This is a genomic window from Mucilaginibacter aureus, assembly GCF_053514885.1.
The window spans coordinates 4,468,690-4,487,159 of sequence record NZ_CP170601.1 but is presented as its reverse complement, the minus strand read 5'-3'; the positions used below and the strand labels follow the sequence as shown (position 1 = coordinate 4,487,159).

Sequence of the window (18,470 nt, the reverse complement as noted above, 5' to 3'; positions counted from 1 at the left end):
TGCATCAGTTAAGCTTATTATTCTTTTTCTTCAGTATCAGTACTTTCAGCGTCGGTTGAACCAACATCTCCGCCGTTTTCCGGATTTTCACCTTCAGCGCCCTCTCCTGCTGTTTCTTCCTCTTCGTCGCGCTCAACCTGTGCTACCGATGCAATGCTATCACCCTCTTTCAGGTTGATCAGCCTCACTCCTTGCGTTGCACGGCCCATCACTCTTAAAGTATCTAAAGCAATACGAATAATGATACCCGAGCGATTGATGATCATCAGGTCATCCTTATCGGTAACACCTTTTATAGCTACCAACGGACCGGTTTTATCGGTAACATTGATAGTTTTAACACCCTTACCACCCCTGTTGGTAACGCGGTAATCATCAATATCGGTACGCTTGCCGTAACCATTTTCGGATACTACCAAAACTGTCGTTTCGGCATCGTCAATACTGATCATGCCTACAACTTCATCCTCATCATGCGCAAGAGTTATGCCACGAACACCGGTTGCGGTACGGCCCATCGGACGAACAGTTGATTCGTTGAAACGGATAGCACGACCCGAACGCAATGCCATTACTATTTCGCTGCTGCCGGTGGTTAAGTTAGCTGCCAGCAAGGTATCGCCCTCGTTAATGTTAATGGCGTTGATACCGTTTGCACGCGGACGAGAGTACGCCTCGAGCGATGTTTTTTTAATGGTACCTTTTTTGGTACACATGATAATGAAGTTGTTTTTAAGGTATTCCTGATCTTTTAAGGTAGTCAGTTTAATGTATGCCTTAATATTTTCTTCTTTCGGGATGTTGATGATGTTCTGGATAGCACGGCCCTTAGAGGTACGTGCGCCTTCCGGAATTTCAAATACGCGCAGCCAGAAGCAACGACCGGCTTCGGTAAAGAACAACATGTAGTTGTGGTTTGATGCGATAAGCAGGTGCTCGATAAAGTCGGCATCGCGACTGTTGCTGCCGATAGCGCCTTTACCACCACGTGCCTGGGTACGATATTCGGTTAAGGATGTACGTTTGATGTAACCCTCGTGCGATATGGTAATTACTACGTTCTCATCTTCAATAAAGTCTTCGGTTTGCATTTCTGCAGATGAGTGTACGATCTCGGTTTTACGCTCGTCACCGTATTTATCGCGAATTTCGATCAATTCGTCTTTAATGATCTGCATACGCAGCCCTTCGTCGGCTAAAATGGTTTTCAAATAGTCGATCAGTTTCATTAACTCTGCGTACTCGGCTTTGATCTTGTCGCGCTCCAGTCCGGTTAAACGGCGCAGGGTCATATCTAAAATAGCACGTGCCTGGATATCGCTCAGATTAAATGTGGTCATTAAACCATCACGGGCCTCATCAGGCGTATTTGATTCGCGGATCAGTTTAATTACCTCGTCCAGATGGTCTAAGGCAATTAATAAACCTTCTAAAATGTGCGCGCGTTTTTCGGCTTCGGCTAATTCAAATTTGGTACGGCGTACAATTACCTCGTGGCGGTGCTCAACAAAGTGATGGATCAGATCCTTGAGGTTCAATAACATTGGGCGGCCATGTACCAGCGCGATGTTATTTACACTAAATGAAGTTTGTAATGAGGTGTATTTGAATAAGTTATTCAGTACAATAGACGCGTTGGCATCGCGTTTTATTTCGTAAATGATGCGGATGCCTTCGCGATTAGATTCATCGCGGATGGCTGAGATACCTTCCAGTTTTTTATCGTTAACCAGCTCGGCCGTACGTTCGATCATGTCCGACTTGGTAACCTGGTAAGGTATTTCGGTTACGATGATGCGCTCACGGTCGCCGTTGTAAACTTCAATTTCGGCACGCGAACGTAAAACTATCCGACCCCGACCGGTTTCAGAAGCTTCGCGGGCGCCTTCGTATCCGTAAATGATACCGCCGGTTGGAAAATCGGGGCCTTTCACATATTTCATCAGCTCCGAGATCTCGATCTCACGGTTATCAATATAAGCCATGGTCGCATTTACAACTTCGGTTAAGTTGTGCGGCGCCATGTTGGTAGCCATACCTACCGCGATACCCGATGCTCCGTTAACCAACAGGTTAGGGAACTTTGCCGGTAATACGGTTGGTTCTTCGAGCGAGTCGTCAAAGTTTAACTGGAAATCAATGGTATCTTTGTTGATATCGGCCAGCATCTCTTCGGCAATTTTTTGCAGCCTTGCCTCTGTATAACGCATTGCCGCAGGGTTATCACCATCAATTGAGCCGTAGTTACCCTGGCCATCAACCAACGGGTAGCGTAAGCTCCAATCCTGTGCCATACGCACCATTGTGCCGTAAACAGAAGAGTCGCCGTGCGGGTGGTACTTACCGAGCACCTCACCCACTATACGTGCAGATTTTTTATAGGGTTTATTTGCGTTTAAGCCCAGATCGAGCATGCCGAATAAAACACGGCGGTGAACCGGTTTTAAGCCGTCGCGAACGTCTGGAAGTGCTCTGGATACGATAACCGACATTGAATAATCAATGTACGCGGCACGCATCTCTTCATCAATATTAATCGGGATAATTCGGTCGAAATTGTTCGTTTGATCGTTCTCTGTATCTTCAGCCATCTGTTATATATTATGGAAAGCCGCTTAATATCTATTTAAATTTAGGTGTATTTTAAAGCGACGTGCGAAGATAAGAAATAATGTGGTATAGGGGTACGCTGTTGATAAGTTTTGCGGTTATAAACGATTACACTGATTATTTCCTTACCTAACCTTTTTCCATTGATCATCAACAACAGTGCCACCGGGCAAGGTGGTTTTGAGATGGATGATGCCATTTTTTATCGAAAAAATATAGGCCACTGTTTTGCCCACAGCTTGCGGCGTTTGGTTATTAAATGTGCAGGTTTCAAAACAGGTATCGGCTTTTAAGGTGTAGGTTCCGGCCTCGTATTTTTCGGGTTTGGTGCCTTTTTCCAACACGTAGGCAGTAAAATCCTTATCGGTATACTTACGCTGTAGGGTATATTGTGTAGGCGCTGCTTCGGCCTTGCCGTTTGATATGCCGCCGTTGTATTGCCAGGTGCCTTTTAGGGTGGTAATATCCGTAAATGAAATCAATGAAATACACGCACCGATTGCCAATGCTAAAGTTATTCTTTTCATAATATTACGCCCAGTTAATGCCCTTTTTTAATAAACCTAAGGTACGTTCTTCTTCCGATTCGGGTTGCGCCTGGTAATTGTATAGCCAGCGTGCCTGTGGCGGTAAACTCATTAGGATCGATTCGATACGGCCATTGGTTTCGAGTCCGAATTTGGTACCGGCATCATAAACCAGGTTAAACTCGGCGTAGCGGCTGCGGCGCTGGTATTGCCATTCCTGCTGTGCTTCTGTATATTGCTTATCGCGATTACGGTTTACCAGTTCGGTATAGGTTGGCAAAAACGAACGGCCAACAGCCTTTGAAAATTCAAAGATATCATCCCAGCTATGTTGATCCGTTGCGGCTAAACGATCGTAAAATATACCGCCTATGCCACGGGTTTCGTTACGGTGCTTGATAAAAAAGTAATCATCGGCCCATTTTTTAAACCGTTGGTAAAACTCATCGCCAAATTGATCGCAGACAGCTTTTAATTGACTATGAAAGAAGCGGGCATCCTCATCAAAAACATAATGCGGTGTGAGGTCGATACCCCCGCCAAACCAACGCACAGGATCATGGCCTGGTTCGGCTTCCATCTCGAAGTAACGGATATTCATGTGGATGATGGGTACCAAGGGATGGTTTGGGTGGATAACGATAGATATACCGGTAGCAAAAAAATCGCGTTGCTCAACTTTGAGCGCATTTTTCATTACATCGGGCAACTGGCCATAAACAGCCGAAAAGTTAACACCGCCTTTTTCAAAAATATTGCCGTTTTGAATTACGCGGGTACGCCCCCCGCCCCCGCCATCACGTTGCCATAATTCCTCTTCAAACTTTGCTTTGCCATCAACCTGCTGCAAACCAGCGCATATCTCATCCTGTATTTGCTGATACTGGGCCGCAATTTCTTCCTTGGTTATCATCCTGCAAACTTAATTGAATTGCACGAATTTCACTAATTAAGAAGGCTTGTATGAATTGATACAATCACGTAGTGCCCTCCTCCCTAAAATATTTTTAACAAAATATTTTGAATTGAAATTTCTTTATCTACATTTGTAGTGTACTATTTAACTAATACACTAAAACAAATCAACATGATTGAGATAAAAGACCTGAACTTTGGCTATTCCAAAAAGGCCATGTTGTTTAAAAATTTGAATCTAAACCTGTCCAAAGGTCATATTTATGGCTTATTAGGTAAAAACGGCGCAGGTAAATCAACACTGTTACACAACATAACTGGCCTCACCCACCCTCAAAACGGGTATTGCTTTATCAATGGATGGAACAGCGCCGACCGGTCGGTAGATTTTTTAGCAGATATGTACTTTATCCCCGAAGAAATCTACGTACCATCTGTTACGGCGGCACAGTTTGTTAAAAATACGGCGTCGTTTTATCCGCACTTTAACGAAGAGCACTTCTATAGCTACATCGAAGAGTTTGAAGTGCCCCGCGAGTCGGTTTTAGATAAAATGTCTTTCGGGCAGCAAAAAAAGATGATGATCGCTTTCGGCCTGGCCACCAACACCAGTTTGCTGGTAATGGACGAACCGACCAATGGTTTGGATATCCCGTCGAAGGTGCAGTTTCGTAAAATTATCGCGTCGGTTTTAACCGAAGACCGGTGTGTTATTATCTCCACCCACCAGGTGCGCGATCTGGACAGTTTGATAGATACCCTGGTGGTGCTAAACAACCGGGAGATCGTGGTGAACGAGACACTGGATACCATCTCCGAAAGGGTATACTTTACCACGCTTGACAGTGATGATAAACAACCTGTTTTGTACCAGGAAGAGAACATTCGCGGTAAGAATGTGATAATGAACAATACTGATAACTTATACAGTAAAGTTGATATGGAGCTATTGTTCAATGCCATTGTCAGCGATACGCAACCATTGATCAACCTTTTAAATTCGTCAGCAAAATGAACCAGATATTTAGTTTTAAGCGTTTTGGTATGCTGTTTAAAAAGCATACTGTAGAAAATTACAAGAGTTACCTGATGTCGCTTTTTGTACTGGTGGGGATTTTGGTGATCGTGATAGGTATTACCAATTACAGAGCCATTCAGCCGATGTCGATGAAGCAGCAGATCGCTTTTTTTATTGGCTTTTTTATTTTTAGTGGTACTATTTTTACCAGCACTATTTTTAATAACCTGGGCGAAAAACGGAAAGCCATAGCGGCTATCATGCTGCCGGCTTCTTCGTTCGAAAAGTTTTTTGTTGGCTGGCTGTACTCGTACCTGATATTCCAGGTAGTATTTACGGCTGTTTATTATGCCATTATCGTGACCGTGATCCGGTTAGGTAACTGGCCGCCAGGTACAGCCCAGATTATTGACATATTTTCGATTAAGGATAAGTTTTATATCATATTTATAGCCTTTGCATTTTTACATAGCATAGTAATATACGGCGCCATCTATTTTAACAAGCTGCACTTTATTAAAACGGCATTTTCATTTTTTGTGGTGCTGATGGTGATATGGCTCTTAAACGACCAGGTTTTGCAACTGATGATCCATCACCGCATTAATGGTAACCCGCCGTTTACCGGTTTAAATTTTGAGTATGAAATTATGCCAAAGACTAACCCGGGCACAAATGCGGCAACATCATATGCCAATGTTGACCTGCCCGGCAACGGCGCCATGAACTGGATACTGGCAATGTTTACATTGCTGAGCGTGACGCTTTGGTGTGCCGCCTATTACAGGCTTAAGGAAAAGAAAGTTTAATTGCGGGAGAGCGAAGAAATGGAATTTAGAAATAACGAAGCCATATACCTGCAGATAGCAGCGTTTGTGAGCGAAAAAATATTAAGGGGGATTTGGTTACCCGATGAAAAAATACCCTCGGTGCGCGACCTGGCTATTGAGCTGGAAGTAAACCCCAATACCGTGATGCGTACCTACGAGTTTTTGCAAAGCCAGGAAGTGATATTTAATAAGCGAGGTATTGGTTTTTTTGTAGCTGCCGACGGTATAAAAACGGTAAAGGCCTACCGCAAGGAGCGTTTTTTACAACAGGACCTGCCGGAGTTTTTTAGGAATATTTACCTGCTGGATATTACCCTGGAAGACTTACAGGCCAGATATGAAAATTTTAAATCAGAAAATTTTAAAACGGAATAAAATGAAGACAAGTAACAAATTTATATTAAGCGCCTTTGTGATTTTTATAATTGTGCTTATGGTATATAACGCTGCTTTAAAGGCAGAGTACCAAACCGGCAAGTATAAAGATCCCTTGAGCAACTATACCAGCTATAATATTAATGGTTTTGATAAGATAACCATTACAGGCGCAAGCATGATGCACGTGATTGTTAAACAAGGTGAATTTTCCGTACTAAGAAATAAGCATTCGCAGGACTCGGTTAAAATAACTAAAGTTGGTAACCGGTTATTGATCAGTATTCATTTTGATAAGTTACCAGCACAACAACCAGGCAAACATGAGGCTCAAAGTATATGGGGGTATAATGAGATTGTTATCAGTTGCCCGAAATTGAATTTATTGGAAACAAATATTTACACCGACGAAACAAGTAAAAACCCGATAGGTATCAGCTATACTCCTTCACTTACTGAATTTGACCCGAACTCTGTTAAGGTTCATGATTTTAAACTTGATAGCCTATTGATCCGACAAAACGAGGGGATTATTGATTTGAAAACAAATACAATCAATACTTTAAAAACGATAGTTAACGGCACTTCACATTTAATTATCCATAAGGATAATCAAATCAACACCGCCAACCTGGCCATCAATTACAAAAGCTTGTTAAAGATAGATCAATTAAACATTGGCAAATTTGAATGTACGGTAGCCGACGAGGCACGCATTGATATACCAGGCGCAGCACTAAAACACCTTATCAGTAAATAACTGCACAACCATGAAAAAGATATTTATAAGCGGACTTTTGGTGTTACTGGTAATTACCTGCTCGTTTAGTATGGGTATGGCCTATCTCAACTTTAGCAGAGAAATGGGCTATACCCCGCTTATAAACTTATCGGTAAATATCCGGCTGCCTATTCTTCAACATAGTCCAGGTCTTTTCCAAAACTCTCTTTCAGCTGGCTTAGGGCAAGCAGTGCAATAAGGGTTAAAATGCCCATCGTGACGTAGCCGCTACTAATCATGGCCGGACCCTGTGCCGGAGAATTTGGGCCATCGTGATTAAAACGGCTCACAATAAAATTAAACAAGGCAGTAATCGGTATCAAAGCACCGCGAACAAAGTTGGGGACGGTGGTAGTTACTGTGGAACGTATGTTTGTGCCAAACTGCTCTGATGCGATGGTTACAAAATTTGCCCAATAACCTACGGCAACGCCCATAAACAAGCAAAGCCAGGTAAAATAGCCGGGAGTCATGCCTTCGGCTCTCAGGTAAAATACAACGCTGACAACGGATAACAACAGGAATGTGAGGATAGTGATCTTACGCGATTTAAGCACCTGTGCTAAAACGCCGGCAAACACGTCGCCGATAGAGATACCGATATAGGTCCACATTACCCCGTCGCCGGCGCTTAAAGGCGCTGTGGCGTGTAATATCTTACCAAATTCGGGCGATAAGAACACTAAAACGCCGACAACATACCACAATGGCGTACCGATCAATATACAGCAAAGGTATTTCCAGAAGCGTTTGCCGTTGTTAAACAGCATAAGCATGTTGCCTTTTGATATTTTGGTTTCGGCAACACTTTTATATAAGCCCGATTCGAATGTACCGATGCGCAGCAACAGCAGGCATACGCCTAAGCCACCGCCGATAAAATAGGAAGTTTGCCAGCTAAAGTGTTTGGCTACAATAGCCGCCGCAACAGCGCCAAACAAGCCGATAACCGCTACCATCATAGTGCCGTAGCCCCGGTTTTCTTTACTCATGGTTTCGCTTACCAGCGTTATACCTGCGCCTAATTCGCCGGCAAGGCCAACACCTGCTATAAAACGGATAATAGCGTAGGTATTTACATCAGTAACAAAGCCGTTGGCAAAGTTGGCTATTGAATATAGCAAAATAGAACCAAACAACACCTTGATACGGCCAAACTTATCCCCTATAATGCCCCAAACAATACCACCCAAGAGCAGGCCGCCCATTTGTACATTCTGAATGAACAGGCCTACATCCTTTTGCTGATCGGCCGGAACGCCGATACCTGTGAGACTGGCTTTACGCAGGATGGAAAAGATCAGCAGATCATAAATATCAACAAAATAGCCTAAAGAGGCTACCAGTACCAGGAATACGACGTTTCTTGAGATTTTGGAGGTAGAGGTATCTGTCATTTACAGGGGTTTTATGGCCGACTAAAATAAGCAATCGCAATAAGATGCATAAAAAAACCCCCGAAAATTTTTCAGGGGTTCAAAATCTATGGTTGATAATTAACTTATACCTTTTTTACGTTGACAGCTTGCAATCCCTTTCTGCCCTCTTCTACCTCATACTCTACGTTATCGTTATCTTTAATAGCATTTACGCCACCTTGTACGTCTTTAAAATGCACAAACAGGTCTTTACCATCTTCAGTAACGATGAAACCATAACCTTTTTGAGTGTTAAACCATTTTACTTTTCCAGTTTTCATAATAAATAATAGTAATAGTATTAAAAAATCATTAGGCTTAAAACGTCACCGAACTGTAAAGGGGATATTTATCAGAAAGGAAATCAACCAATTAAGCGTTTAAATTCAAAGATATAAAATTAACAATTAAATGCAATAAAAATTATTTATTTGGTTGAGGGGTGATTCTGAGGTAAGGTTTTACTGCTGTATAGCCCTTCGGAAACTTAGCCGGAATGTCCTCAGTTTTGATGGCAGGCACCACCACAACGTCTTCCCCATCCTTCCAATCTACTGGTGTAGCCACACTGTATTTGGCGGTCAGTTGCAGCGAATCGATCACGCGCAATATCTCCACAAAGTTACGGCCGGTTGATGCCGGGTAAGTAATGATCAGTTTCACAGTTTTATCGGGGGCGATGATAAATAACGAACGTACGGTTGCGTTTACCGAAGCATTCGGGTGGATCATATCATATGCTTCTGATATCTTACGGTCAGCATCAGCAATGATCGGGAAGTTAACCTCAACGCCCTGGGTCTCATTAATGTCTTTGATCCAGCCATCGTGCGATTCAACCGAATCAACGCTCAGCGCTATAACTTTAACATTCCGTTTGGTAAATTCGTCTTTTAAAGCAGCTGTACGGCCTAATTCTGTGGTACACACCGGTGTATAATCGCCCGGGTGCGAAAACAGTACGCCCCAGCTGTCGCCTAAATAATCGTAAAAATTGATCTCACCCTGTGAGGTTTTTGCTGTAAAGTTTGGTGCGGTATCGCCTAATCGTAAACTCATGATAATGGTTGTTTTAAAAATGTCGACTAATTTTATAGATTAAAACAAATCTACACGCTATAAACGTCTTTTGAAATTTTATTTTAAAAATATGAGATAAAACAAACAGTTGCTTTTCGCCACTACTTTTTTACACCCAGCAGCAGTTTATCTATGATCGGATAGATCCTCAAAAAACTTGAAGAAAATTGGTGTACCTGCTTTTCCAGTTTTTCGGTATCAAGTTCAACCCAGCCTTCCATCAACGTAAGCGGACCAAAACCAGTACTCACATTCGGCCACTCAACTTCGAACGGTTTAAACAGGTCGCGAAAAGCCTCTGCAAAGTCGCGACTTTTTAAGCGATAAGAATTTAGTTCCCTGAGTTTTAAAGCGTGGATGTTATAGTACAACTTATTTTTACTGAGCAATTCATCATTCAGCCATACCGAGAAGAAGATACCACTTTGAAAGGCATCACCCTCACTGTTTCGCCATGATGGTTTTTGGATTTTCAATACAACCGAATTGAGCCACACTCCTACTTTGAGTTCTAAATCAGTTTGACTGAGATCTATGTGCTCTGCAGCGTGTTGAAATAGATCGAGGTAATATTCTGTTTGCATATCAGGGTGGGTATTTGTGGGTATTTTCAACAATTTATTTCTCCATCACGTCATTGCGAGGTACGAAGCAATCCCCGACTTACAGAGCGGCTATGCAGATAGCGAGTGAAAACATAGGTATTCTTCGGTATTTTTCTCAACTTTTCCACCAAAACCTTCAAAATTCAACCCAAATGCACTTTTGGCGAATTTAACACCGATAAAACACATCGGTATCACATAGGTATTCATCGGTATACCGATGTTTGCATGTCGTTCAATTCTTGTCATGATTTTATCCATCTCAAACCATACAATATACACAAAATTAGCAACTTACGCAAATAAAAAACTCCCTGTCTTGCTTCTTGTCTCTTATTTCTCCTCTTCCTTAATCACCATCGGCACCTGATAATAATTGGTGTAAAATATCCCGAAAGCAATAACAAGGATCAGCGGTATGATCACCCAAAGCAGCTTAAACATGATCAACCAAAAGATCAATACAAACATACCGGGCACCCACTGCAGGTATTTATCCATGTTCAATCCAAAGAGGTATAAAAAGCTGTGATACAGCAAAGTAATGCTTATCGCGAAAGCAAATAATCCGATAGCCATCAGCGGTGCGAAGCGGGTGAACAGCCAAACACCCTCCGGTAAAAGCAGCAAGAGGTAAACACCCGCGAAGGACGAGAAAAGCTTTAACCTGGAATAAGGCAGGTTTCGCGAAAAGCTTAAAAAGGTTTCTTCAAACTTACGTTCTTCAAATATCACAATGGCGTGAGCCATAGCAATAGCCAGTATAGCGATGCCGGCAACACGGGTATCATGACTCACATCCGCGAAAAGCAGGAAAACGCCGGTGATGATAAAATAAGATAAGGCCTTGGTTATGAGGTAAGTTAGCTTTAGTTTATCAAACACGTGGTATACATACAAACTAAAATATGGCTTTTGCCAGTTTTGCGTTAAGCGGATCAAATAGGATTGTTTGTTACCGTCTATCAGGCGGTTAACTAATCGGATATAAAACAATGAGCTACAGCATATTATAACAGCTAAATAAAGTAGTATGGCTAAAGCCGATAAAAAGTAATGATGCCTGATAGCTACACCACAGCTTACACCCGCATAAGCTAAAACAGGTAAACTGATGGTGGCCTGCACAATTAACCAGCTGGTAAACTGTTTGGTTTTGGCGTACGATGTGGTGCTGTAAAACAAAAACTGCTGCTGCACGGCAAATATCTGCCCGGTTACATAGTGCCAGGCTTTAAAAGTGTACAGCAGCCAGATGGCAAAAACAACGGCCATCATTGCCGGGTTGGTTATAAAGGCCAGCATAAGCGAAGTATGATAACCGATCAGTTGGGCAGGTTCAACTAAACCGAACATCACCAGGAAGAGGAAAAACAAAATGCCTGCATGTACCCGGTAAAAACCGGCCGCGAAGATATTAAGCAGGATATTGGTTAGCGGCGAGCTCATCAGCCGATGAATTTTAACGTTTGATCTTCAACCAACAACTGTTTGGCCTCGGGTAAAATTTCGGCATCCAGCGCCTGGTGCGAGGTAAGTAAAAAGGTGGTGCCGTTGTTGCGGTGCCTGTCGGCTATCCAGGTGTACAGTATTTCCAGCGAGGCGGTGTCGATGGTGATCAGAGGCTCATCCAGCAGGATCATCTTTGGCTGGCCTAAAAAGGCTAAAAGCAGTGATAGCTTTTTGAGCATACCGCTGGAATACGTGCCCACCGGGCGGCCAACAAAGCCCTGCATCTTCATACTGTCAATGAGGCTTTGCTCCTGCCCTTTTTGGCCGCCTTTGGCCGAGGTGAACAGGTCGATCAATTCGGTACCGGTAATAAATTCCGGAAAAAGGGCCTCGGCCTCGCTAAAGTTAACCAGCTTGCGATAAGCTACCGCATCGTTCTTTATACTGGTGGAATTATCCAGCAAAATATCGCCATCAAAACTTAAAATACCGGCTACGGATTTGAGCAAAGTACTTTTACCCGATCCGTTTATGCCTTTGATCCAGTAAATACCGGGATCGAGCGTCAGATCCGGAACCTTTAATGCAGGAAATGCACCATACGATTTTTTAAAGTTTTTGAAGCTGAGCATGAATGTTAGATGACTGTTACCGAGCCTTTGTTACATTTAACGAACCGCCCCCATCACCAGGGCATCGTAAAACTCTTTGATATCCATACCCGCTGCCCTAACCTGCTGCGGTATCAGGCTGGCGGCGGTTTGGCCGGGCGTGGTATTGATCTCGATAAAGTAAAAATCAAGCGTATCTTCCTGCAAAATGAAATCGACGCGGGTCATGCCGTGGCAGTTCAATCGTAGGTAAACTTCGCGCACTATGCGGGCAATAGTGGCATTTTGTTCGGCAGTAAGGTTTGCCGGGGTGATCTCTTCTGACATGCCCGAAGTGTATTTGGCCTCATAATCAAAAAACTCTTTGGTGCTGATGATTTCGGTAGCCGGTAATACCACCAGTTCGCCATGTAAGCGGGCAATACCGATGCTAAACTCGCGGCCCTTAATGAATTCTTCAACCAATATCTGGTTATCTTCTTTAAAAGCGCGCTCTAAAGCATCGGGTAAACCGGCTACATTATGCACCTTGCTCATGCCCACGCTGCTGCCGCCGTTGTTAGGCTTGATAAACAACGGGAACCTAAGGCGGTTGGCAACTGTAGCCACATCGTGCCCATCATGGTTGAACAACTGCATTGATCGGGCTGTATGCAAACCCTCAATACCGTGCACAATAGCTTTGGTGTAAGCCTTGTTCATGGTGATGGCTGATGTAGTGGCATCGCAGGTATTGTAGGGTATGCCCAGCATATCCAGATAGCCTTGCAGCTTGCCGTCTTCGCCCGGCGTACCGTGTACGGTGATGAACGCAAAATCGAATTTGATATTTTTACCATCCAGCGTTAAGCTGAAATCGTTCTTATCAACAGAGATGTTTTCACCGTTACCGGCTACGTAAAACCAATCCTGGCGGGTTATTAAAATAGTATAAACTTTATACTTTTCGGGTTTCAAGTTCTCGGCAATATACTTCGCGCTTTTTATCGAAACTTCGTATTCGCCGCTAAAACCGCCGGCCAAAAGGGCTATATTTTTAATGCTCATTTTAATCTGTATAGTGATGTAATAATTCTCCAAATAAACAGATTATTCTTATATTTACATACACACCTCTACCCTTCTCCTGTTAAACTTCCGGTTCTTATCTAACCCGAACAAATATTTTACTTAAATCCGCCGAAATGCCAAAATGGTTAAAAATCAGCTTAAAGGCTATAGGTGTGCTGATCATCGTCATGATCATCCTTTTAGAAGCGGTGGTTTTGTATATCAACCACAATAAAACCAGGGTATTGGCCATGGTGTCGAACGAGATGAATAAAAACCTGGATGGTAAAATTTCCATCGGCGACCTCGAACCGGCATTTTTTAAAGGCTTTCCGGATATTTCATTGTCGCTAAAAAACGTACTCATCCGCGATAAGCGCTACCCGAAGCATCACCACACCCTGCTTGATGCAAAAGACTTTGATGTTGCAGTAAACGCGCTGGCTTTGTTAAAAGGCACTATCAGTATAGATCATGTCACTATTACTAACGCGGCAATTAATTTGTTTACCGATAGTACAGGTTACAGCAATATCAGCATTTTTAAAAAGAGCGATAACAGTAAACCCGGCGATAGCAACAAAGGCGGGGGCATGCCGCAGATTGGCAAATTTAGCCTCACCAATATAAGTTTCACTGTCGACGATCAGCACGCAAATAAGCTATTCTCGTTCAATATCAACAGTCTTAAAGGCAAAATGGATTTCCCTGATTCCGGTTGGCATGCAAAAGTACATTTAAATGTTCTGGCTAACAGCATGGCCTTTAACCTCACTAACGGCAGCTTTATCAAGGGTAAGCTCATCGATGGCGATCTTACAACAGGCGAAAACCGCTTAAGTGGAAATATCAGCATCGTATCAAATAATTTTAACATTGGCGGTATTACTTTTGGCGTTAACGCGCAATTTGCTACCGGCAAAAAACCGGCCTCGTTCCGTATCCATTTAGCATCGGATAACATTACCTGGGGAGGTGCATCATCATTGCTTTCCGCCAATATTACTAAATCACTTAACATGTTCAACTTGGATAAACCGATTAAAGTTAAGGCTCTTATTGCGGGCAATTTAAGCGGCGGCGGCGATCCGTTTTTATATATCACCGCCATGGTGCGCAACAACAGGTTAACCGTACCGGGCGCAGTTATTGACAATTGTAATTTCGACGGTCTTTATACCAATTTAAATATCAAGGGGAAAGAATTGAGCGACATTAATTCCATCATCCGGCTCCATGATCTGTCGGGCACTTATAATCATATCCCTTTTACAGTTGATACCGCGAGCGTTGCCAACCTCGAAAAACCTATCGCCACGGGTAATTTCAGGGCAAACTTCCCGGTAAGCAATCTCAACTATATGCTGGGTAAAACAGCAACCTTTGGTAAAGGCACTGCTGATATGCTGCTGCAATATAAAGCCGACGTTGTCGATTACGCGCTCAACAAACCCTTTATCGCAGGTACAATCAACCTTAAAAATGCGGATATTAATTATCTGCCTAACAATTTTGCGCTTAAAAACTCGTCCCTATCGCTCAATTTTATTGGCGATAACCTGATATTAAACAACATCAGGTTACAAAGCGGTAAAAGCATTGTAATGATGGACGGACGGGTCAATAACTTTTTAAACCTGTACTACAACGCTCCCCAAAAAATAGCTATCGACTGGAACATCAGGAGTCCACAACTGTATTTAGGTGAATTTTTAGGTTTTTTAAATAATCGCCATCAAACGCAGGCCGCGAGCAGCAACAAAAGCATCAGCACCATTGGCTTAAGTAATGCTATAAACCATGCCCGTGCCCAATTACACCTTAAGGTTGATAAAGTTTATTACTATAAATTTTTAGCCACCAACGCCATAGCTGATCTTGCCCTGACTGACGAAGGTATTTCTATTAATAACATCACAGTTAAACATGCCGGCGGTTCGCTGCAATTGCATGGTAAAATGCTGCAAAGCCAGGCAGCAAACAGGTTTACCATAAGCACAACAGTAAGTAATGTAAATATCAGCGAGTTTTTTTACGCGTTTGATAATTTCGGTCTGAAAGGTATTACTTACAATAACCTGAAAGGGTATTTATCGGCGAAAACACAGCTTACAGGTAATCTCAATAACAAGGCATCGATAGTTTCCAATTCGTTAAACGGTTTTGTTACCCTTAATTTAAAAAACGGCGCTTTGTTAAATTATAACCCTTTAAAAACTATCGGTAAAATAGCTTTCCCCTTTCGCGATCTTAATAATATTCAAATCCCTGTACTGGATGCCAAATTTGATATCAATGGCAATAAAATAGTTATCGCTCCCATGCAGCTCACTTCAAGCGTTATAAACGCCGACATAGCCGGCACTTATGGTTTAACAGGCGGTACGGATATTGCTGTTGACCTCCCTTTGCGAAACCCTAAAAATGATGACAAGATCACCGATAACGATGAATTACAAAAACAGCGGTATAAAGGTATTGTGCTGCACCTTTCAGTAAAAGATGATGGTACCGGGAAGATCAAAATAAGCCGCAACAAGAATCACAAATAATTGACGGGTATTGATATCAAATAGTAAATCGCTGTGCTTATTTGAAATTTTTCAACTATGTTTGAGTGCTAATTTGAATAAAAATATAGCAAGCTTATACTTTACAATGAGTAAATTTATTGATTACTTAAAAACCAGGCAGTTCTATATCAACCTGGGCATAGCCATAGGTAGTGTTATCTTGATCATTACCATCGTATTTTTAAGTCTTGGTTATTATACCCGCCACGGATCGGGTATCCCGGTGCCGGTATTGGTGGGTACTAATATTGACAAGGCTACCCAGTTGCTGGATGACCAGGGGTTCAAGTACCAGATAGATTCCGTTTATGTGGCAGATAAAGCACCCGGTACTATTATTATACAAGACCCTGATGCCGGCACCAACGTAAAAGAGAACCGAACCATATACCTCACCGTGGTTAAAAGCCTTGCGCCACCTGTAGCCCTGCCCGATTTGACCCAGGATACTTATAATAGCGCAGTAGCCAACATCAAAAACTACGGTTTGAAGATCGGAGACACAACTTATATCCACGATATAGCACGCGACCGGGTATTGCAGGTTAAATTTGCCGGGCAGATATTAACGCCGGGCAGTAAGATCCCGAAAGGATCAAAAATTGACCTGGTTTTAGGCGATGGCAAAGGCGCCAGCGAAGTTGAAGTGCCGGATGTGGTTGGGCAGGACCTGGATGCCGCCAAATTTGTGATCAGCAACTCGGGTTTGATTATCGGTACCGTTACCTATGGTGTGATCACCGATTCGACAAAAATGGTAGTACAATCGCAGGTGCCTGCTAAAAGCGATTCGACCAGCAAAGTAAGCATCGGCACACGCGTTAACCTCACGGTGATCCAAAAAAACTAAACATGGATATTACCGCCGAAGAGTTAAAACAACGGCTAAGCGAAGGTGAAAAACTAAACCTGCTGGATGTGCGCGAAGAGCTGGAATACCATACCTATAATATTGGTGGTATAAATATACCCCTGGGAAAATTAGCAACCCATTTTGATGACCTGGAATGGGATAAGGAAGACGAGATTATTGTAATGTGTAAAATTGGTATGCGCAGCAATACCGGCAAACTTATTTTACAGCAAAATGGTTATAACAACGTGAAAAATTTGAAGGGCGGTTTGATAGCGCTTAAACGAACAGACAAAAGCATTTAATAAGATGACTGCAAAACAAAAAAAAACAGGCGGGGTCCGTAAGTTTATTATAGCCTTGATACTCATTATCGTTGTATCGCTTATCGCGACCGGCGTATTTTACTATTTCCGCTATTTCGGGCCCAATGTAACAGGCAAGCAAGAGTATCTGTATATACGTACCGGCTCTAATTTTAACGATGTTTATGCCGATATGAACAGAGAGGGCATGTTGAGCGATAGCGTATCTTTCAGGGATGCGGCCATCAGTATGCATTATGTATATAACGTAAAGCCCGGCCGTTACCACCTGCACGAAGGGATGACCAACCGCAAACTGATCAATATGCTGAAATCGGGCACGCAGGAGCCTGTGAGTGTAGCGATCAAAAACATGCGTTTAAAAGAAGATTTTGCAGGTTTTATGGGTAAAAAACTCGAACCGGATTCGGCATCCATCATCAACCTGCTCGATTCGGCTGCTTATGTACAGCAGTTTGGCTTTACGCCCGAAAACGTGTACACCATGATACTGCCTAACACCTACGAGTTTAAATGGAACAGTTCGCCACGTAAAATATTCAGCAAGCTGCACAACGAATACGAAAAGTTTTGGACGTCGGAAAGAAAACTAAAAGCTTCGGAAATGGGTTTGAACCCGATCAAGGTAACCATCTTAGCTTCGATAGTAGATGCCGAGGCACTGCACGACAGCGAAATGCCGATCATAGCCGGATTGTATTTGAACCGCATGAAAAAAGGGATGAAACTGGAAGCCGACCCAACCGTGATATTTGCCCTGCACGACTTTAGCATTCACCGGGTTTTAAGGCAGCAACTGGCAACCAACTCACCTTACAATACTTATATGTATACAGGGTTGCCGCCGGGCCCTATTATGATGCCATCGCTTAACGCGATCAACGCCGTATTGGATTATCAGCATCACGATTATATTTATATGTGTGCCAAACCTGATTTTTCGGGCTATACTAATTTTGCCAGCACATCTGCCCAGCACCAGATCAACGCACGCGCATTCCAGGAGGCTTTGAACCGCAGAAACATCAAGCGCTAATGTTTGTAAATACCACAAAATTACGTGTACGCTACGGCGAAACCGACCAGATGGGCTATATGTACTACGGCAATTACGCCGAGTTTTATGAGGTTGGCCGCGTAGAGATGCTGCGCAGTATAGGCCTCACCTACCGCGGTATGGAAGAGTTTGGGGTAATGATGCCCGTACTGGAACTTAAATGCCGATACATCAAACCAGCGTTGTATGACGAAGAGATCACGATCAAAGTGATTATGGAAACCATGCCCGGTGTACGCATACACTTTAAGTACGAACTAACCAACGAACAGGGTGAACTGATTAACACCGGCGAAACCCTGCTGGTGTTTGTTGATATGAAAACCAAACGGCCCTGTATGGCGCCTCAGTATTTTTTGGATAAAATGCGCCCGATTTTTGCGTAAGTT

The 18,470-nt window shown here is 43.0% G+C and carries 20 protein-coding genes; 9 read left to right on the top strand and 11 right to left on the bottom strand.

Annotation, left to right across the window (positions count from 1 at the left end; all coding sequences use genetic code 11):
• Nucleotides 1-17: 17 nt before the first annotated feature.
• The 3 genes from gyrA to hemF form a co-directional block, all read right to left on the bottom strand.
• Entirely contained in the window at nucleotides 18-2,591 is a 2,574-nt protein-coding gene (gyrA, locus tag ACFGVR_RS19290; protein ID WP_448699087.1) for a DNA gyrase subunit A, read from the bottom strand.
• 144 nt (nucleotides 2,592-2,735) lie between these two features.
• The gene (locus ACFGVR_RS19285) at nucleotides 2,736-3,137 is read right to left on the bottom strand and encodes a hypothetical protein (RefSeq protein ID WP_448699086.1); all 402 of its coding nucleotides are present in this window, start codon (nucleotides 3,135-3,137) and stop codon (nucleotides 2,736-2,738) included.
• 4 nt (nucleotides 3,138-3,141) lie between these two features.
• Nucleotides 3,142-4,050, bottom strand: a complete 909-nt coding sequence (gene hemF, locus ACFGVR_RS19280; RefSeq protein WP_448699085.1) for an oxygen-dependent coproporphyrinogen oxidase — start codon at nucleotides 4,048-4,050, stop codon at nucleotides 3,142-3,144.
• A 174-nt stretch (nucleotides 4,051-4,224) separates the two neighbouring features.
• Here hemF and ACFGVR_RS19275 point away from each other — a divergent pair, with 174 nt between their 5' ends.
• The 4 genes from ACFGVR_RS19275 to ACFGVR_RS19260 are packed head-to-tail and all read left to right on the top strand — an operon-like array spanning nucleotide 4,225 to nucleotide 7,035.
• On the top strand, nucleotides 4,225-5,067 hold the full coding sequence (locus ACFGVR_RS19275; RefSeq protein ID WP_448699084.1) for an ABC transporter ATP-binding protein: 843 nt from the start codon (nucleotides 4,225-4,227) through the stop codon (nucleotides 5,065-5,067).
• On the top strand, nucleotides 5,064-5,879 hold the full coding sequence (locus tag ACFGVR_RS19270; protein WP_448699083.1) for a hypothetical protein: 816 nt from the start codon (nucleotides 5,064-5,066) through the stop codon (nucleotides 5,877-5,879). The genes ACFGVR_RS19275 and ACFGVR_RS19270 overlap by 4 nt, the downstream gene beginning before the upstream one ends.
• 18 nt (nucleotides 5,880-5,897) lie before the next feature.
• Nucleotides 5,898-6,275, top strand: a complete 378-nt coding sequence (locus ACFGVR_RS19265) for a GntR family transcriptional regulator (RefSeq protein ID WP_448699082.1) — start codon at nucleotides 5,898-5,900, stop codon at nucleotides 6,273-6,275.
• A gap of 1 nt (nucleotide 6,276) precedes the next feature.
• On the top strand, nucleotides 6,277-7,035 hold the full coding sequence (locus ACFGVR_RS19260) for a hypothetical protein (RefSeq protein ID WP_448699081.1): 759 nt from the start codon (nucleotides 6,277-6,279) through the stop codon (nucleotides 7,033-7,035).
• Nucleotides 7,036-7,184: 149 nt separating this feature from the next.
• On the opposite strand, the gene ACFGVR_RS19255 is transcribed toward ACFGVR_RS19260, so the two are convergent.
• From ACFGVR_RS19255 to ACFGVR_RS19220, 8 genes are all read right to left on the bottom strand, one after another.
• Nucleotides 7,185-8,453, bottom strand: a complete 1,269-nt coding sequence (locus tag ACFGVR_RS19255) for an MFS transporter (protein ID WP_448699080.1) — start codon at nucleotides 8,451-8,453, stop codon at nucleotides 7,185-7,187.
• A 104-nt stretch (nucleotides 8,454-8,557) separates the two neighbouring features.
• On the bottom strand, nucleotides 8,558-8,755 hold the full coding sequence (locus tag ACFGVR_RS19250) for a cold-shock protein (protein ID WP_448699079.1): 198 nt from the start codon (nucleotides 8,753-8,755) through the stop codon (nucleotides 8,558-8,560).
• 142 nt (nucleotides 8,756-8,897) lie between these two features.
• Nucleotides 8,898-9,533 (bottom strand): peroxiredoxin, encoded by a 636-nt coding sequence (locus tag ACFGVR_RS19245; protein ID WP_448699078.1) that lies wholly within the window; start codon nucleotides 9,531-9,533, stop codon nucleotides 8,898-8,900.
• Nucleotides 9,534-9,655: 122 nt separating this feature from the next.
• Entirely contained in the window at nucleotides 9,656-10,138 is a 483-nt protein-coding gene (locus ACFGVR_RS19240; protein WP_448699077.1) for a hypothetical protein, read from the bottom strand.
• Nucleotides 10,139-10,228: 90 nt separating this feature from the next.
• Complete coding sequence (locus tag ACFGVR_RS19235; protein WP_448699076.1) at nucleotides 10,229-10,408, bottom strand: hypothetical protein; 180 nt, start codon at nucleotides 10,406-10,408, stop codon at nucleotides 10,229-10,231.
• Nucleotides 10,409-10,492: 84 nt separating this feature from the next.
• Nucleotides 10,493-11,608 (bottom strand): hypothetical protein, encoded by a 1,116-nt coding sequence (locus ACFGVR_RS19230; RefSeq protein ID WP_448699075.1) that lies wholly within the window; start codon nucleotides 11,606-11,608, stop codon nucleotides 10,493-10,495.
• Nucleotides 11,608-12,243, bottom strand: a complete 636-nt coding sequence (locus ACFGVR_RS19225; protein ID WP_448699073.1) for an ABC transporter ATP-binding protein — start codon at nucleotides 12,241-12,243, stop codon at nucleotides 11,608-11,610. Before ACFGVR_RS19225 ends, ACFGVR_RS19230 begins: the two co-directional genes overlap by 1 nt.
• Before the next feature lie 36 nt (nucleotides 12,244-12,279).
• Complete coding sequence (locus ACFGVR_RS19220; protein WP_448699071.1) at nucleotides 12,280-13,269, bottom strand: D-alanine--D-alanine ligase; 990 nt, start codon at nucleotides 13,267-13,269, stop codon at nucleotides 12,280-12,282.
• A gap of 137 nt (nucleotides 13,270-13,406) precedes the next feature.
• On the opposite strand from ACFGVR_RS19220, the gene ACFGVR_RS19215 reads away from it, so the two are divergent.
• From ACFGVR_RS19215 to ACFGVR_RS19195, 5 genes are all read left to right on the top strand, one after another.
• Nucleotides 13,407-15,824: an AsmA family protein gene (locus ACFGVR_RS19215; RefSeq protein WP_448699070.1), complete on the top strand. Its 2,418-nt coding sequence runs from the start codon at nucleotides 13,407-13,409 to the stop codon at nucleotides 15,822-15,824.
• Nucleotides 15,825-15,930: 106 nt separating this feature from the next.
• Nucleotides 15,931-16,695, top strand: coding sequence for a PASTA domain-containing protein (locus ACFGVR_RS19210; RefSeq protein WP_448699069.1), 765 nt, complete (start codon nucleotides 15,931-15,933; stop codon nucleotides 16,693-16,695).
• A 2-nt stretch (nucleotides 16,696-16,697) separates the two neighbouring features.
• Nucleotides 16,698-17,003, top strand: coding sequence for a rhodanese-like domain-containing protein (locus tag ACFGVR_RS19205; RefSeq protein WP_448699068.1), 306 nt, complete (start codon nucleotides 16,698-16,700; stop codon nucleotides 17,001-17,003).
• 4 nt (nucleotides 17,004-17,007) lie between these two features.
• Entirely contained in the window at nucleotides 17,008-18,060 is a 1,053-nt protein-coding gene (gene mltG, locus ACFGVR_RS19200; protein ID WP_448699067.1) for an endolytic transglycosylase MltG, read from the top strand.
• Nucleotides 18,060-18,467 carry an acyl-CoA thioesterase gene (locus tag ACFGVR_RS19195; protein ID WP_448699066.1) on the top strand — a complete coding sequence of 136 codons (408 nt, stop codon included), beginning with the start codon at nucleotides 18,060-18,062 and terminating at the stop codon, nucleotides 18,465-18,467. Before mltG ends, ACFGVR_RS19195 begins: the two co-directional genes overlap by 1 nt.
• The last annotated feature ends 3 nt before the right edge of the window (nucleotides 18,468-18,470 follow it).

Coding starts and splice junctions, on each gene's coding strand:
- gyrA (WP_448699087.1), bottom strand. CDS start 2,591: ATGGCTGAAGATACAGAGAACGATCAAACGAACAATTTCGACCGAATT.
- ACFGVR_RS19285 (WP_448699086.1), bottom strand. CDS start 3,137: ATGAAAAGAATAACTTTAGCATTGGCAATCGGTGCGTGTATTTCATTG.
- hemF (WP_448699085.1), bottom strand. CDS start 4,050: ATGATAACCAAGGAAGAAATTGCGGCCCAGTATCAGCAAATACAGGAT.
- ACFGVR_RS19275 (WP_448699084.1), top strand. CDS start 4,225: ATGATTGAGATAAAAGACCTGAACTTTGGCTATTCCAAAAAGGCCATG.
- ACFGVR_RS19270 (WP_448699083.1), top strand. CDS start 5,064: ATGAACCAGATATTTAGTTTTAAGCGTTTTGGTATGCTGTTTAAAAAG.
- ACFGVR_RS19265 (WP_448699082.1), top strand. CDS start 5,898: ATGGAATTTAGAAATAACGAAGCCATATACCTGCAGATAGCAGCGTTT.
- ACFGVR_RS19260 (WP_448699081.1), top strand. CDS start 6,277: ATGAAGACAAGTAACAAATTTATATTAAGCGCCTTTGTGATTTTTATA.
- ACFGVR_RS19255 (WP_448699080.1), bottom strand. CDS start 8,453: ATGACAGATACCTCTACCTCCAAAATCTCAAGAAACGTCGTATTCCTG.
- ACFGVR_RS19250 (WP_448699079.1), bottom strand. CDS start 8,755: ATGAAAACTGGAAAAGTAAAATGGTTTAACACTCAAAAAGGTTATGGT.
- ACFGVR_RS19245 (WP_448699078.1), bottom strand. CDS start 9,533: ATGAGTTTACGATTAGGCGATACCGCACCAAACTTTACAGCAAAAACC.
- ACFGVR_RS19240 (WP_448699077.1), bottom strand. CDS start 10,138: ATGCAAACAGAATATTACCTCGATCTATTTCAACACGCTGCAGAGCAC.
- ACFGVR_RS19235 (WP_448699076.1), bottom strand. CDS start 10,408: ATGACAAGAATTGAACGACATGCAAACATCGGTATACCGATGAATACC.
- ACFGVR_RS19230 (WP_448699075.1), bottom strand. CDS start 11,608: ATGAGCTCGCCGCTAACCAATATCCTGCTTAATATCTTCGCGGCCGGT.
- ACFGVR_RS19225 (WP_448699073.1), bottom strand. CDS start 12,243: ATGCTCAGCTTCAAAAACTTTAAAAAATCGTATGGTGCATTTCCTGCA.
- ACFGVR_RS19220 (WP_448699071.1), bottom strand. CDS start 13,269: ATGAGCATTAAAAATATAGCCCTTTTGGCCGGCGGTTTTAGCGGCGAA.
- ACFGVR_RS19215 (WP_448699070.1), top strand. CDS start 13,407: ATGCCAAAATGGTTAAAAATCAGCTTAAAGGCTATAGGTGTGCTGATC.
- ACFGVR_RS19210 (WP_448699069.1), top strand. CDS start 15,931: ATGAGTAAATTTATTGATTACTTAAAAACCAGGCAGTTCTATATCAAC.
- ACFGVR_RS19205 (WP_448699068.1), top strand. CDS start 16,698: ATGGATATTACCGCCGAAGAGTTAAAACAACGGCTAAGCGAAGGTGAA.
- mltG (WP_448699067.1), top strand. CDS start 17,008: ATGACTGCAAAACAAAAAAAAACAGGCGGGGTCCGTAAGTTTATTATA.
- ACFGVR_RS19195 (WP_448699066.1), top strand. CDS start 18,060: ATGTTTGTAAATACCACAAAATTACGTGTACGCTACGGCGAAACCGAC.